Here is a 15,642-nt window from a genome sequence, read left to right on the forward strand (position 1 = left end):
TAATAAAAACAAACTATTATGTCAACAATTAAAGTAGGTATCAACGGTTTTGGTAGAATTGGACGTCTTGTTTTCAGAGCAATGACTGAAAGAGACAACATTGAAGTTGTAGGAATCAATGACCTAATCAATGCAGAATACATGGCTTACATGTTAAAATATGACTCTGTACACGGTATTTTCCCAGGTGAAGTTTCTGTAGAAGGAAATGATCTTGTAGTAAACGGGAAAAGAATCAGAGTAACTGCTGAAAAAGATCCAAGCAACCTAAAATGGAATGAAATCGGTGCAGATTACGTAGTAGAATCTACTGGTTTATTCTTAGATAAAGAAAGCGCTGCAAAACACATTACTGCAGGTGCTAAGAAAGTAATCCTTTCTGCTCCTTCTAAAGATGATACTCCAATGTTCGTAATGGGTGTAAACCACAAGGAACTTACTGATGATATCAAAATCTTATCAAACGCTTCTTGTACTACAAACTGTTTAGCTCCTTTAGCTAAAGTAATCCACGATAACTTCGGAATCGTAGAAGGTTTAATGACCACTGTACACGCTACAACAGCTACTCAGAAAACTGTTGACGGTCCTTCAATGAAAGACTGGAGAGGTGGTAGAGCTGCTCTGAACAACATCATCCCTTCTTCTACAGGTGCTGCTAAAGCAGTAGGAAAAGTAATCCCTTCACTAAACGGAAAATTAACAGGTATGTCTTTCAGAGTACCAACTGTTGACGTTTCTGTAGTAGATTTAACAGTGAGAATTGAAAAGGCTGCTTCTTATGAAGAAATCTGTTCAGTAATCAAAGCTGCTTCTGAAGGTGAATTGAAAGGTATCCTAGGATATACTGAAGAGGCTGTAGTATCTCAGGACTTCGTAGGAGATAAGAGAACTTCTATCTTCGATAAAGATGCTGGTATCATGCTTTCTCCTAACTTTGTGAAACTTGTTTCTTGGTATGACAACGAAATGGGTTATTCTAACAAGTTAGTAGATATGCTTGTACACGCTGCTTCTTTATAATCAATAATGAGCGATAAGCAATAAGTAATATAAAACCTTCCCGATGGGAAGGTTTTTTTGTTTAAATTAACTCCCAAAATTTACACCATGCTCAATGAACTTATTGAAAGATACTCTCAATATTCTGATGTAGAATTAATGGAAGTATATTCAAATAAAAACAGATATACAAATGATGCCAAACAAGCTTTAGATATTGTTATAGAAAAGAAAGGTGGAATACAATCTTTAACCGTCCGGTATGATAAAACTGTAGCGAAGGAATTGGAAAAATCAAGAATAAAGAATGATGCTACAGAATTGTATTTAAACGGACTGACAAAAAATGATATCAATTACGCTTTGACCTCAGAAGTATTAACCTCAGATGAAATACAACAGATCATAGAAACTACTTCTACAGAAATAGAAGCAACAAAAAGGGATTTAGAAATTAAACCCAGCACAATCATTGGGAGTATCTTAGGAGGAATTATCGGTGGAACTATTGGTGGAATATTATGGGGGTTACAAATCATATATTCCGGTCGCATCTTTTATATTTTTGCTATAGGTCTGGGAATAATCTCTTACGGTTTTATAAAATTTTTCACTAAACAAAGTAGAAATAATATTGCGGTATCAATCATCACCATATTATCTGTAATCTATGCTTTGATTTTAGGTTTTTATATATATGAATTATTTGGCTATCATGGACCTGATAAATATTGATAGAATACAGAAATGAACTCAAAATATTTTATGTACTTTCAGTAGAAGAAAGTTAGTGGATATGCTTGTACACACTGCTTCTTTATAATAAGAAAACCTTCCCGATGGGAAGGTTTTTATTTTTTATTTTTTAAATGGATTTTTATCTAATCGAAAAGAAATTCCAATAAAAGGGTTAATACGATATTGCGATTCATTTAAATTATCATTGGTTACAGAACTATCAATTGTTTGCCCTACAAAGTAATTGGTATTAGGCAGAGTCTGTTTATGAACACCAACACCTCCTGTCAAAATAATATTCTGTCCTATTCCTAAAGACAAACCTGCAAAAACAGCAATTTCTTCAAAATTAATTCCCAAACCGCCTGTAAATCCATAAGAAATAGTATCCTGATAATCCATAAAATTAAACATAACTGTAGGCATAAGTTCCATCGTTTTATTACTATGGATCTCAGTTACTTTTTGTAGTCCATTGTCAGTCTGTGAAATAAATTGATTACGATTGGTATAAAAAATGGCATTGGCACCAAATGTAGTAGTCCACCTCCAATCAGTCTGAGTTTTTACCTTGTATACTCTTTCTGTTGGATCTTTATCAGTAGTAGTAATTGTAATTGTCAATTCTGTATTACGTTTAAAAGTAATTTCTCCAATTTTGTGTTCTTTATCAAGTATATTTTCACTATTTGGCTGAGTCTTATCAATTTGTAATACAGGTTGCATAGTAGCATCTTTTTTAATTGAAATACTATAACCTTTAGGATTTATTGCAAAAATATCATACTTATTTTTATCAGGTTCCTCCTTAAGATATTCAATAACTGTTTCAAATGATTTTGCATCCGAATCAGTATTTATTAAAATTTTTTTTTCTGTAATTATAACTTGACTAAAAGCCAATCCTGAACAAAACAGTGACAATAATAAAATTTTTGTTTTCATGATCATATATTTTTTAGGTTAATCCTTTAGTTAAAATTTTGAAAGCCATTTTAAAATCTGAGCTTCCATGGTTATTAGTTTTGTTTTACACAAAGTTTTAAATTATATAAACACAAGTAAATTACCCGTTTGTGGTATTTTTAAAACTCTTACCCCGGAACGTCTTATGGATAGCTGACAAATCTCACCAGAATATTTCAACATAAAACTTGTACTTTTATAGGTAAAGGAATGAACATGATACAACCCCGTTTTAAAGACGCTCCCCATTTCAGAGACTTTTGGGAACATGGCAACGGAAAGCAGCTTATTGAATTTTCCGGAGCTGAAGTGAGTTTTGAAAAATTTGAAAAGTTTGCTCCCTATTTTCATCATGTGGATGAAACGGGTGATGAGGTGGTAAAAGATGTTTATTTCACTAAAAAATTTCATGAGGCTTCAAGGGAAATTGAACACTACATCAGAAATGGGGTTTCGGAAACTGATAATGTTCCTGAAAGCGTAAAAAAACTGTTCAGTCAGACTCAAAAAGTTCCGGACTGGCTAGATTATAATCTGCTTAAAAACGGTGCAGAACTCTGTATGAGAAGTAACCTGGATTCCTTGATTTCGCTGAGAGATTATTGTCTGATTGGCGGTTATGATTATGCTTACCTCAACAAACCGCTTATTGTTACAGAAGCTTTGAAGAAAGGAGCTGTGAAAAGACTTTCGGAAACATTGGATTTCTGGGTAAATGCTACCCGCTATAATGCATTGGAAATTCATGCAAAAGGATATGAGTTTGCGATAAAAACCCGTTTGATCCACTCCTATGCAAGACTTTCCATTAAAAAACATTATAAAGACTGGGACACTGAAAACTGGGGCGAGCCCATCAATTCATGGGATATGATGGCAACGTATATCGGGTTCAGTCTGGTATTCCTTCATAGTCTTCAGAAATTGGGAAATCGTTTTTCTGTTGAAGAGGAACAAGGGATTTTCCACCTTTGGAAATACGTAGGTTATCTTTTGGGAATTCCGGAGCAGCTTCTTCCTGATGATAAAAAACAGGCAACGGAATATTTTTATTTATGGACTTCGGTTCAGCCACCTTCGGATAAAGATTCTGTTCTTCTGGCTCATTCTCTCCTGGATGAATCACTGGAAAACCCTATTCTAAAATTTGAATTTCAAAGAAAAAACTTGAAATATCTACACGTCTGCTGTACCTGGTTTCTTTTGGATGACGAAGTGTGCAAAAGATTACAAATTCCGGAAGTTCCTTTCAGAAATCTGTTTCCAAAATCGAAAATACTTTTCAATAAAATTTATGATCAACTGGTCAGTCGTGGAGCGAGAATAAAAAGAGGAAACAAAGATCAGATGAAAGTGTTGGAAGATTATCTAAACATCACTAAAAATTCAAATTTCCATTAAAATACCTCTGTTAAAAATCGCAAAGACGCAAAAAAATTTCATGCATTACAAAAACTTTTAAGGCGCAAGAAAATCAAAGATTCTCAGCTAGAGAAATTATAAACCTTCAGTAAATTTTTCTCGAAGATCAAGCTAATTACGCAGATTTTTATTAGCATCTGCCTAATCAGCAAAATCAGCGTGAGGTAAAAAATACATACACTACTCAATTTTATCAGAGATAAAATCTTTGCGTCTTAAAGCATAATTAATATTAAAAGAATTGCGCCTTTGCGATTTCAAACAAAAACAACTCATCTTACTTAAGTAAAAAATATTTAAAAATACTTTAGATACTACATTCCACATCTGCTTCGTTATGAATAAGATCAGCCCTAAAATTTTATCATTTTTTAACTCTAAAAACAGCTTTAGGAAATAAAATATATTAGCTTTTAATATTTAAATTATGTATTTTTGAGAAATTATATTAATAGAGATGAGTAACATTGATGATAAGAAAAAAGCACTCGCTTTAGTGCTTGACAAGCTAGATAAAACATATGGAAAGGGAACGGTAATGACTTTAGGTGACGAATCTATAGACAATACCATAGAAGTAATTCCTTCCGGTTCTTTAGGTTTAGATATTGCTTTAGGAATAGGCGGATATCCAAAAGGAAGAATCATTGAAATATATGGTCCTGAATCTTCAGGTAAAACAACATTGACCCTTCACGCTATTGCTGAAGCTCAAAAAGCAGGTGGTATTGCAGCATTCATTGATGCAGAGCACGCTTTCGACAGAACTTATGCTGCGAAATTAGGAATTGATCTTGAAAACCTGATCATTTCTCAGCCAGACAACGGTGAGCAGGCTTTAGAGATTGCAGATAACTTAATCCGTTCAGGAGCTATTGATATCGTTGTAATTGACTCTGTTGCTGCTCTTACACCAAAAGCAGAGATTGAAGGTGAAATGGGAGATTCCAAAATGGGTCTTCATGCAAGATTAATGTCTCAGGCATTAAGAAAGCTTACAGCTACTATTTCAAGAACAAAATGTACCGTAATTTTCATCAACCAGTTGAGAGAAAAAATTGGTGTAATGTTCGGAAACCCTGAAACTACTACCGGAGGTAACGCTCTTAAGTTCTACGCTTCTGTAAGAATTGATATCAGAAAAGCAAGCGCACCTATCAAGCAAGGTGACGAAGCTATTGGTAGCCGTGTGAAAGTGAAGATTGTGAAAAACAAAGTAGCACCTCCTTTCAAGCAGGCAGAATTCGATATCATGTACGGTGAAGGAGTTTCTAAAGTAGGAGAAATTCTTGATACTGCTGTAGATATGGGAATCGTGAAGAAAAGTGGATCTTGGTTCAGCTACGAAGAGACTAAATTAGGTCAGGGACGTGATGCTGTAAAAGATGTTTTAAGAGATAACCCGGATCTTGCTGAAGAATTGGAAGGTAAGATCAAGGAAGAAATGAAAAACAAATAATTTTTCAGAACAATATAGAAAAGGCAGTCTTAGGATTGCCTTTTTTTGTTTTTAAAATACAGATATTTTTTAACGCAAAGGTTTCATCTATATGCTGTAATATCTTTAAGGGAGCAAAGAGCGAAATCAATTTCATTGATTCTTAATAAGCAAACGCATCATTTACCACAAAACTCCATCAGCCATGCGTTTAAATAAAGGATCAGAAAATAAAAAGAGGTCATTCCGTAGAACAACCTCTTTGAGATTTTATATTTTAAAAAATTATTCAGCAATTTTACCTTGCAACTGAAGTGCTCCAGTCACTTTCATTCCTTTTGTTGGAGTTTCAAATCTCATATTCTCTTTATTCACAAAAGCATCAATGGTGAAGAAATCTTCATTCTCTTCATTCGTGATTAGCTTCAGCTTCAGAATATATCCTTTAACACTTCTATCTTCAAGTAGTTCTGTTTCCTTAAAATCTACCACCTGCCCGATAAAGTCAAAACAAGCATAGTTAGGAAGATCCAGGCTTGGTGCATACGTTGTGAAATCTTCACTCATTTTAGTACCATCTGGTAAATCAGTATTGGTGTGAACATCAAGAATTAACACAATTCCGCTGACATTTACTTTCAGATGAGGTTGTGTCATGTATGTATTTTTATTTTCAGCATAATCTGTCGCAAAGAACCAAATTCCAAAAGTTTCTCTGGCAGGTCCTGCTACAATCGCCTGTAGATTCAATGCATTTTCCCATTCTCTGATTGATCTTGTTTCAAAATCCAAAGTATAATCCGTTGTTACTTCCGGAATTATTGTACTCAGTTCATCTGTAACAATGGTTTTAAATCTTACATCTTCAAATTCGATTTTATTTTTATTTTCTCCAGCCGGATCAGAAACCGTAGACTGCAATAAAACATTGGTCAGATACTGACCGTAATCTTTAGTCTGGAAATTCTGATGACCAAAAATCCCACTCCATGTATTCATCATGTTATGAACATTCGATTTTCTGATGATGATTCCTGCTTCATTCGTCATTTCAGGAGCTGCAATTCCTTCTGTATTCTGGAAATAATTTTGTCCCTCAATCAACTGATGATTCATGATTGCATTATTTTCTTCATGAGAAAACTCTGCAAAACCTTTATAAGTAATATTTTGGTTTTCGAAAATATAAGGCAACCCTGTTTTCTTCTTTTCATCACCAGCAAAGTGATAAGCAAGTGAAATTCCCTTGAATTCTCCTTCCTGAATTGCCGGAGTGTGATTAGCGTTATGATCAAACTGAGAATGATACAGGATCACATAAGATTTAATCTTACCTTCCTGAAGTTCACTTTCGAACTTTTCTTCCATTTTTGCAATCGCCTGTTGTGGAGAAAGTGCATAAGCATCTTCAGTTACCATATACGCAAAGCCTTCTACCTCACCATTTTCTTTTTCAAAAGCAGAAAGAGGCGTATACTCACCTCTTAGCTGAAGGGCTATAGAATACACAATATAATCATTATAAATCCTGATTTTTTCATATTCTTCATTTACTTTTGGCTCTTCTACCGGCTGCGAAGGGATTTCCGGTATTGTTTCCACAACTTCTTCTACCACTTCCTCTACTACTTTTTCTTCCGGTATTTCCATTTCCTGAACCGGAGTACTTACATTTTCCTGACTGTTATTTTTCTTCTTAAAAAAATCAAAGATTCCCATACTGTTATTTATAATTGGCGGTAAATATAATAAAAGTGCTCAACAGACCCAGCATAAAAAAAATGCCATTGTGTCAGTTTCTTCTTCATTGCTTTTATAATAAAAAATTCCGGCGGAGCCAAAGGCTCCGCCGGAATTTTATTAATTAGGTTTATCATCTGTCAACTCAAATCCCCAATCTTTTCCTTTTTGGGTAGCTGGGATTCCTTTTGTCATCCAGACCGGAGCTTTTGCCCCTTTAAGATAATAATCAAAAAACTGCTGTTCGCGGATTTGTATATCTTTCCTGTTCTGACGTTTAATAAGGTTATGATCATCACCATTATAATTCAGAAGCCAGACGGGTTTTCCGAGACGGCGTAATGCGGTAAACATTTCGATTCCCTGATACCAAGGCACTGCTCCATCTTTATCATTACTCATAATAACTACCGGAGTTTTTACTTTGTCTATAGTAAAAAGCGGTGAATTTTTAATATAAAGATCCGGAGCTTCCCAGAGATTCTTTCCTAGTCTGCTCTGTGATTTTTCATATTGGAATTGTCTGTTCATTCCGGAAGTCCATCGGATTCCTCCATAGGCAGAAGTCATGTTAATAACGGGAGCACCACTCCATGCAGCTGCATACATATTGGTATGCGCAATCAGATAGGCTACCTGATAACCGCCCCAGCTTTGTCCCTGGATTCCGATTTTAGTTCCGTCTACCCACGAATTTTGCTTTAAATTTTCAACTCCTGAATTAATGTATTCCATCGCAGATTCTCCCGGGAAACCATCTGTGTATGAAATATCAGGGGTAAAAACCAGATATCCGTTGCTCACAAAATAAGAAATATTCAATCTTGAAGGTGTTGGAGCTGGTGCAACATAACGGTTCAGATTGTCCGAAAGTTTTTCATAGAAATAAACAATCATCGGATATTTTTTATTCGGATCGAAATTTTCCGGCTTGTATAAAACTCCTGTGGAAGTATTTCCTTTGGGTGTTGTCCAGTTTACCAATTCGTCTGTTCCCCAGTTATATTGATTTTGCTGTGGATTGGTATTGCTCAGTTTTTGTTGTTCTGAGAAATCTGATGTTGCAAAAATATTGGGAGAATCTGTGTATGATTCTTTTACCAAAATATATTCCTCGGCATTTTTTGCTTTTTGAAGAGTTCTGTATCCCCAGACATTTTCCATCTGAATTTTTACAGGATCAGAATTCTTCTGAATGGATGTTTTAAAAATCCCGTTCGCCTTGGTTGTATTATCAAACGCAGATAAATAAATAGTCGATTTTCGGTTTAAGCTTTTAATATCTTTATCTAAATCATAAGTATCGAATGTTATTTTATGCTTACGTCCAAATCCATTGGTAATATTTCTCGGCTTTTTTGAACCGTCCAGGAAAAATTCCCAAAGATCATAACGGTCTCTGATAATTACAGATTCATCATTATCTGTCCAGGATGCAATGCCATAAGAATTTGGAAAATCCGGCATATCAAATTCTTCATCCACGAAAGAAACAGGTAAGCTTATGTTTAATGGAAGGGTTTGCTTTGTTTTCACATTATAACTCAGCCACTTCCCTTTTTCTTTATCAAAAATTACAACAAATTTCCCTAGTGGCGACACAGCTGCTGCTCCGTTCAGATTTTGAATAATTTCGGTTCTGTCTCCCGTTTTATTATCGATCAGGAAATACGTTTTCTTTGTTGCGCCTTCCCATTGTGAAGAAATACGGTTATTGATACTGGTAATTCCTAAAGCAAATTCTGCATTTCCTTCATTCACCAATCGTAAAGTATCTAAGTCTTCTCCATCTATATTTCTAAAGAAATCTGGTTTCTCTGTTTGCATTACTGCAGCATATGATTTCTTTAGATCATTTTTCAATTCTTTTAGCTGTACTGTTTGCAAATAGTCATCTCTATAGTTCCAGACATCTACTACCGCGTGGTCATTCGCAATCATTGCCGTATCTTTTGCAACAGGTTTTGGCGCAACACCAAAATACAGCTGTTTTCCATTTTTACTGAACAGTGGTGAACGATTTTCAGAAATCACCCAATTCTTTTTCATCTGCGCATTCTCATTGGTAATAATTTCTTTTTTGTTTCCTTTAAAATTAAAGTAATACAACTGATATAATTTCACCAGATCATTCTGTGCGGAAGAAGTACCTACATAAGCCAATTGATTTCCTTCTTCATCAAAAGATAATTGTGAAAAATCACCTTCCATTTCAGAAATTTTATTCACAGTTCCTTTTTGCAGATCTACTACCTGAACAGTTTGCAAAGCATATTTCTTCGGCTTTGATTTGTCAGTATCTTTTTTATCTGCAGATTTTTCATCTGTTGATTCTTTTCCTTCTTTTTTATCCTTTTTCTCGTCTGGCTTTTTTGTCACAAAAACAAGCTGTTTCCCATTTTTACTGAACTCGTAGCGTACTACATTATCATATATTGTACTTTTTCCATCCACAAGATTTCGTACTACCAGTTGTAAAGGTTTTACATTTTTGTCTTCATCTTTGTTTTCGTCTCCATCTTCTTTATCAGAAGCATCATCCGAAGATTTGTCTTTTGTATTTTCCAAAAGGTAAGCAACATAAGAACCCGCTTTTTCAGGAACCTTAAAGGATTTTACATTAGGAATTTTTTCTGTTTTATCATTAAAAAAATCAACGATGGCAAGACTGTCTTTCGTCAACTTATTCTTCTTTAGTTTTTTATCTTTTACCGCTTTTATATCTTTATACTGCGGTCTGATTTGAAAAACAGCAAACCTGGAATCATTCGTAAAATCCACTTTGGCAGCTCTTGCAAACTTCTTTGTTGTTTTATTTTTAACAGAAAATAAAGAAAGGTTAGAATTTCCTTCCTGAGCATCCACAGAATAAGCAACCCATTTACCATCATTTGAGATTTTTCTCGAGCCGATATTTTGCCAACTGTCATAAACAGAATGGTCTAAAGGCTTTTTCTGCGCATACACGAAACAAGTCATGATGAGCAGAATAAAAACTGTACATTTCAACTTCATTTTTAAAGAATTTTAAGAATTAAAAATAAGGTATTTCTTTGAAAAATCCATAGGATATCCCTATTGGGTTATAAGTTGGAAAAAATGTCAATCTGTCACATTCCTCCGGATGGTATTTTTTTTGAGAAATATTTGAAAATTAAAAATTATAAAATATGATGACTAAAGGAAATATTAATGTATCTGTGGAAAACATTTTCCCGCTTATTAAAAAATTTCTTTACAGTGACCACGAAATATTCTTAAGAGAATTAATCTCTAACGCAACTGATGCTACTCTAAAATTGAAGCATTTAACAAGCATTGGTGAAGCAAAAGTGGAATACGGAAATCCAAAACTTGAAGTTAAGATCGACAAAGATCAGAAAACGTTACGTATTATCGATCAGGGTATTGGTATGACGGCTGAAGAAGTTGAAAAATATATCAACCAGGTTGCTTTCTCAGGTGCTGAAGAGTTCCTTGAAAAATATAAAGATTCTGCTAAAGATTCGGGGATTATCGGACATTTTGGTCTTGGATTCTACTCTGCATTTATGGTGGCAGAAAAGGTGGAAATCCTTACAAAATCTTATAAAAATGAGCCGGCAGTACGTTGGATCTGTGATGGAAGCCCGGAATTTACACTGGAAGAAACTACTGACAAAATAGACAGAGGAACGGAAATCATCCTTCATATTGCTGAAGATTCTGTAGAATTTTTAGAAGAAGCAAAAATCCGTGAACTGTTATTAAAGTATAACAAATTTATGCCTGTTCCGATTAAATTTGGAACGAAAACCCATACACTTCCATTACCGGAAGGTGCTTCTGAAGATGCTGTAGCTGAAACGGAAGAGGTAGACAATATCATCAACAATCCGGTTCCGGCATGGACGATTGCTCCAAACGAACTGACCAATGAGGATTATATGAAGTTCTACCACGAATTGTATCCTATGCAGTTTGAAGAACCATTATTTAACATTCATCTGAATGTTGATTACCCTTTCAACCTTACCGGAATTTTATTCTTCCCTAAGCTGAGCAACAATTTGAATATCGATAAGGATAAAATTCAGTTATATCAAAACCAGGTATTCGTAACGGATGAAGTAAAAGGGATTGTTCCGGACTTCCTGATGTTGCTAAGAGGTGTAATTGATTCTCCGGATATTCCATTAAACGTTTCCCGTTCTTATCTTCAGGCAGACGGTGCTGTAAAGAAAATCTCCTCTTACATCACGAAAAAAGTAGCCGACAAAATGGCTTCACTGATCAATGAAAACCGTGAAGATTATGAACAAAAATGGAATGACATCAAGGTTGTAATCGAATATGGAATCGTTACTGAAGAAAAATTTGCTGAAAAGGCAGACAAATTCACATTATACCCTACCACAGACGGTAAATATTTCCTTTGGGATGAATTGGTAGAGAAAATCAAACCAAGCCAAACCGATAAGGATAACAAACTGGTTGTACTATACGCTACCAATGCTGATGAACAGCATAGCTACATCCAGTCTGCAAGAGATAAAGGATATGAAGTTCTGTTATTGGATTCTCCTATCATTTCACACGTGATTCAGAAACTGGAAACTTCAAAAGAAAATATTTCGTTTGCAAGAGTAGATGCTGATCATGTTAATAATTTGATCAAAAAAGACGAGCCGGTAATTTCAAAATTGAATGAAACGGAAAAAGAGTCTTTGAAAAAGAATGTAGAAGAAGCTATTCAGGATTCTAAATTTACCGTTCAGCTTGAAGATCTTGACAGCAATGATGCTCCGTTTACTATTACCCAACCAGAATTCATGAGAAGAATGAAGGAAATGCAGGCGACAGGCGGAGGCGGTATGTTTGGAATGGGAGGTTTTCCGGAAATGTACAATCTTGTAGTGAACTCAAACAGTGAGCTTTCCAATCAGATCTTAAAGACTGAGAATGCTGAAGAGAAAGAGAGCCTGATCAAATATGCTCTGGATCTTGCCAAGCTTTCACAAAACTTACTGAAAGGAAAAGACCTGACAGATTTTATACAGAGAAGCTATAAGCAACTTGAAAAATAATTTACTAAAGACTGTTTCATTTTGAAGCAGTCTTTTTTTGTTTACAGAAGGTTGGGAAAACGCAAAGACGCAAGTTTTTTTATAATGTATGCTTTAGAACGCAAGGATTTTATCTGCGATAAAATTTCATAGTCCTAATACTATAAGAATTAATTCTTGCTGAAAATCTTTGATTTTCTTGCGCCTTAAATATTTGTAGTGCTTAGGAAATCTTTGCGCCCTTGCGTTTTCCAACAGTCTAAAAATCATCAATAGTTAATCTAAACCTTATAGGTTAAAATCTTGTCTCTTACTATATACTTTTGATCAGTCGGAAATTATTATGAAACAAGGGACTAATTCGAAGAAAATTTTCAACAATTAAATAAGATAATACTTCGGTTTTTCAGTTTAGTTTTATTTTATCTTTAATCTTATTCTTTAGTACCTATTTTTTTCTACTTTTTATTGTATAGCTTCTGCTTTTTTGCCATTTTTGTATAAAATGTCGGTCATGCAAAAAGAAAAATTACGCGTCATCAGAAAGCAAAAAGGCTATACTCAACAACAGGTAGCTGACTTTATCGCAACAGATGTATCCAATTACAGCAGAAAAGAAAGCGGTGATGTAAGAATTGTAAAAGATGAATGGGACAAACTTGCCCGTTTTCTGGATGTACCGTTTGAGGACATTTATGAAGAGGATGAAGCCACAATAGTTGTTAACAATGATCATCCAATATTTAATGACAATTCTGGAACTTCTGCAGGAATAATTACTAACCAGAATAATTATGATAATATTCCGGGAGCTATCATTGAAAATCTACAAAACTATATCGCTCTATTAAAAGAGGAAAACGAAAGGCTGAAAGAAGAGCTGAAAGGTCTCCCAAGAGGAAGAAAATAATACGGTTTGAAACTGTAGAAAATATTGATGTCACTTCATATTAATGTATGGAGTGACATTTTTTACGGAGGTCTTTGAGGTGAGCGCTTTTTTAACGCAAAGGATTGATGATTCTTATGTTTTATTTCAGGAAGCGAAGAGTTGCGACTTTGTCGCTGATGAAGCTTTATGGTAAATGATGCGTTTGCTTAGTAAGAATCAATGAAATTGATTCTACCCTTTGCTCACTTAAAAATATTGTAGCATACAGATGAAAACTTTGCGTTAGAAAGATTCTTTAATTTCAATCATTTGAAATTTACAATTCCTCCAACGGATCCCAAAACAGTTTTTTGAAATTTTTTATTCTAAGATTTTCCACAGTGATTCCTTCAGCTTCCAGCTTAGGCTGAAATTCCGGAACAGACAAAACTCCTGAACTTGAAATCACACGGTGAGCAGGGACATCCTTTGGACATCCTCCCATCGCTTTTCCTACATGCCTGGAATGATTAGGATAGCCAACAGCCTTTGCTATGGCACCATAAGTAGATACTCTTCCTTTGGGAATAAGTCTTGCCACTTCGTAGACCTGTTGTTTGAAAATCTCGTCCATATCTGATTTCTATGTTTTTGCATCATTTTTGAATTCTATCAAACTCGATGATGTTTCATTAAAAGATAAAGATATGAAAAAATCATTTTTCAGGCTGTTGAATGCCGTTAATAAAAAAGTGCTTCCGAAACTGAGTCATAAGGATCCTAATCATCTGACTAAGATTGAAAAGGGAATTCTGGCATATCGTTATTTTGTGCTGGTGAATTCTTTGGATTGATTTTTATTTTCCCACGGATTGCACAGATGTTTGTGAAGAAATTTTAGAAAACGCAAAGGCGCTAGTTCCTTTACATGGCTCCTGCTTTAAGGCGCGAGGATTTTATCTTCGATAAAATTTTATATCGTTGAATCTTATTTAATCTTAATCTGATTTTACAGATAAAAAATCTGTGCAATCTGCGAGAAAAGGGTACACCACTTATTTGAACCATTAAGATTATTTAAGTTTTAAAGAGTATTAAGAGAAACAGCTAAAGCTATTTTATTTAGCTGCATGCTTTATTTTTCATTAAAGATGAAACTTAATTATTCTTATCATCTTCATTTTCCTTAATGGTTTAAATAGTCTAATATTTCTTTTTTCAAAGAAATAAAAAAGCGCTCCAAATGAATTGAAGCGCTGATATTGTAATCTCTTTTGAGAATTTTGTTCTTAGTTTTCTAAGATATAAGAGAACATCAATGGTGCGCAGATGGTTGCATCACTTTCAACGATAAATTTCGGTGTAGTGATATCTAGTTTACCCCAAGTGATTTTTTCATTTGGAACAGCTCCTGAATATGAACCGTAAGATGTTGTAGAGTCAGAAATCTGGCAGAAATAAGACCAGAAAGGAATGTCATGCATTTCCATATCCTGATATAACATTGGTACTACACAGATAGGGAAATCTCCTGCGATACCTCCACCAATCTGGAAGAACCCAACTCCTTTTCCTCCTGAGTTTTTAGTATACCAGTCAGCAAGGTAAGTCATATATTCGATTCCTGATTTCATTGTAGTAGCTTTAAGCTCACCTTTGATACAGTAAGAAGCGAAGATGTTACCCATTGTAGAATCTTCCCATCCCGGAACTACGATTGGTAAGTTGGCTTCTGCAGCAGCAATCATCCAAGAGTTTTCTCTAGGAATTTCATAGTACTGCTCCAATACTCCTGAAAGGATCATTTTGTACATGAATTCATGAGGGAAATATCTTTCTCCTTTAGCTTCTGCATCTTTCCAGATCTCTACGATATGTTTTTGCAATCTTCTGAAAGCTTCTTCTTCAGGAATACAAGTATCTGTAACTCTGTTCAGACCTCTTTCCAAAAGATCCCACTCATCCTGAGCTGTTAAATCTCTATAATGAGGAACTCTTTCATAGTGAGAGTGTGCTACAAGGTTCATTAAATCTTCTTCAAGGTTAGCACCTGTACAAGAGATAAAATCTACTTTTCCCTGACGGATCATTTCAGCAAGAATCTTCCCTAATTCAGCAGTAGACATTGCTCCAGCCAAAGTAATCATCATTTTTCCGCCATCTTTAAGATGTGCAACATATCCTTTAGAAGCATCCACCAATGCAGCTGCGTTGAAGTGCAGGTAATACTTTTCTATGAATTCAGTTATCGGTTTGCTCATTTTTTAAATTTTTGCAAAGATAAAACTTAAAAACGGAATGTAATCAAAGCACTTGAAGAAAGTGTGATAGAGAAGTATTTTTTATCATTTGTTAAATTGAGAAGATATAAGTTGGAAAACGCAAGGGTGCAAAGGGTTTTAAAACTTTGTGAATATTTA

Annotated in this window: 12 protein-coding genes; 7 read left to right on the plus strand and 5 right to left on the minus strand. The window is 34.8% G+C overall.

The window, feature by feature from the left end; translation table 11 throughout:
- The first annotated feature begins 18 nt into the window (after nucleotides 1–18).
- The gene (gene gap / locus ACKTTZ_RS04125; RefSeq protein WP_034694859.1) at nucleotides 19–1,023 is read left to right on the plus strand and encodes a type I glyceraldehyde-3-phosphate dehydrogenase; all 1,005 of its coding nucleotides are present in this window, start codon (nucleotides 19–21) and stop codon (nucleotides 1,021–1,023) included.
- Between the two features lie 87 nt (nucleotides 1,024–1,110).
- Entirely contained in the window at nucleotides 1,111–1,737 is a 627-nt protein-coding gene (locus tag ACKTTZ_RS04130) for a hypothetical protein (protein ID WP_034694856.1), read from the plus strand.
- A 123-nt stretch (nucleotides 1,738–1,860) separates the two neighbouring features.
- On the opposite strand, the gene ACKTTZ_RS04135 is transcribed toward ACKTTZ_RS04130, so the two are convergent.
- Nucleotides 1,861–2,685 carry a hypothetical protein gene (locus ACKTTZ_RS04135; protein ID WP_253317557.1) on the minus strand — a complete coding sequence of 275 codons (825 nt, stop codon included), beginning with the start codon at nucleotides 2,683–2,685 and terminating at the stop codon, nucleotides 1,861–1,863.
- 231 nt (nucleotides 2,686–2,916) lie between these two features.
- Between ACKTTZ_RS04135 and ACKTTZ_RS04140 the strand changes: the two genes are divergently transcribed.
- Both ACKTTZ_RS04140 and recA read left to right on the plus strand, forming a co-directional pair.
- Nucleotides 2,917–4,107 carry an oxygenase MpaB family protein gene (locus ACKTTZ_RS04140; RefSeq protein WP_407847488.1) on the plus strand — a complete coding sequence of 397 codons (1,191 nt, stop codon included), beginning with the start codon at nucleotides 2,917–2,919 and terminating at the stop codon, nucleotides 4,105–4,107.
- A 478-nt stretch (nucleotides 4,108–4,585) separates the two neighbouring features.
- Nucleotides 4,586–5,587, plus strand: a complete 1,002-nt coding sequence (gene recA / locus ACKTTZ_RS04145) for a recombinase RecA (RefSeq protein WP_034694853.1) — start codon at nucleotides 4,586–4,588, stop codon at nucleotides 5,585–5,587.
- Between the two features lie 264 nt (nucleotides 5,588–5,851).
- Here recA and ACKTTZ_RS04150 read toward each other — a convergent pair whose 3' ends face one another.
- Both ACKTTZ_RS04150 and ACKTTZ_RS04155 read right to left on the minus strand, forming a co-directional pair.
- Entirely contained in the window at nucleotides 5,852–7,285 is a 1,434-nt protein-coding gene (locus ACKTTZ_RS04150; protein WP_407847490.1) for a hypothetical protein, read from the minus strand.
- Between the two features lie 141 nt (nucleotides 7,286–7,426).
- A complete protein-coding gene (locus ACKTTZ_RS04155) occupies nucleotides 7,427–10,321 on the minus strand; it encodes an alpha/beta hydrolase family protein (protein ID WP_407847492.1) in 2,895 nt (964 codons plus the stop codon).
- A gap of 158 nt (nucleotides 10,322–10,479) precedes the next feature.
- On the opposite strand from ACKTTZ_RS04155, the gene htpG reads away from it, so the two are divergent.
- Nucleotides 10,480–12,372 (plus strand): molecular chaperone HtpG, encoded by a 1,893-nt coding sequence (gene htpG, locus ACKTTZ_RS04160; protein ID WP_034697388.1) that lies wholly within the window; start codon nucleotides 10,480–10,482, stop codon nucleotides 12,370–12,372.
- A gap of 493 nt (nucleotides 12,373–12,865) precedes the next feature.
- Nucleotides 12,866–13,261 carry a helix-turn-helix transcriptional regulator gene (locus ACKTTZ_RS04165; protein WP_253317773.1) on the plus strand — a complete coding sequence of 132 codons (396 nt, stop codon included), beginning with the start codon at nucleotides 12,866–12,868 and terminating at the stop codon, nucleotides 13,259–13,261.
- A 298-nt stretch (nucleotides 13,262–13,559) separates the two neighbouring features.
- Here the strand turns inward: ACKTTZ_RS04165 and ACKTTZ_RS04170 are convergent, their stop codons facing one another.
- Entirely contained in the window at nucleotides 13,560–13,856 is a 297-nt protein-coding gene (locus tag ACKTTZ_RS04170; RefSeq protein ID WP_034697384.1) for an MGMT family protein, read from the minus strand.
- 73 nt (nucleotides 13,857–13,929) lie between these two features.
- On the opposite strand from ACKTTZ_RS04170, the gene ACKTTZ_RS04175 reads away from it, so the two are divergent.
- Nucleotides 13,930–14,076 carry a hypothetical protein gene (locus ACKTTZ_RS04175; RefSeq protein WP_185103725.1) on the plus strand — a complete coding sequence of 49 codons (147 nt, stop codon included), beginning with the start codon at nucleotides 13,930–13,932 and terminating at the stop codon, nucleotides 14,074–14,076.
- A 435-nt stretch (nucleotides 14,077–14,511) separates the two neighbouring features.
- On the opposite strand, the gene ACKTTZ_RS04180 is transcribed toward ACKTTZ_RS04175, so the two are convergent.
- A complete protein-coding gene (locus tag ACKTTZ_RS04180; RefSeq protein ID WP_034673009.1) occupies nucleotides 14,512–15,483 on the minus strand; it encodes a deoxyhypusine synthase family protein in 972 nt (323 codons plus the stop codon).
- Nucleotides 15,484–15,642 lie beyond the last annotated feature (159 nt).

It is taken from the genome of Chryseobacterium sp. KCF3-3, assembly GCF_045865955.1.
In the GTDB taxonomy this organism is placed as follows: Bacteria; Bacteroidota; Bacteroidia; order Flavobacteriales; family Weeksellaceae; genus Chryseobacterium.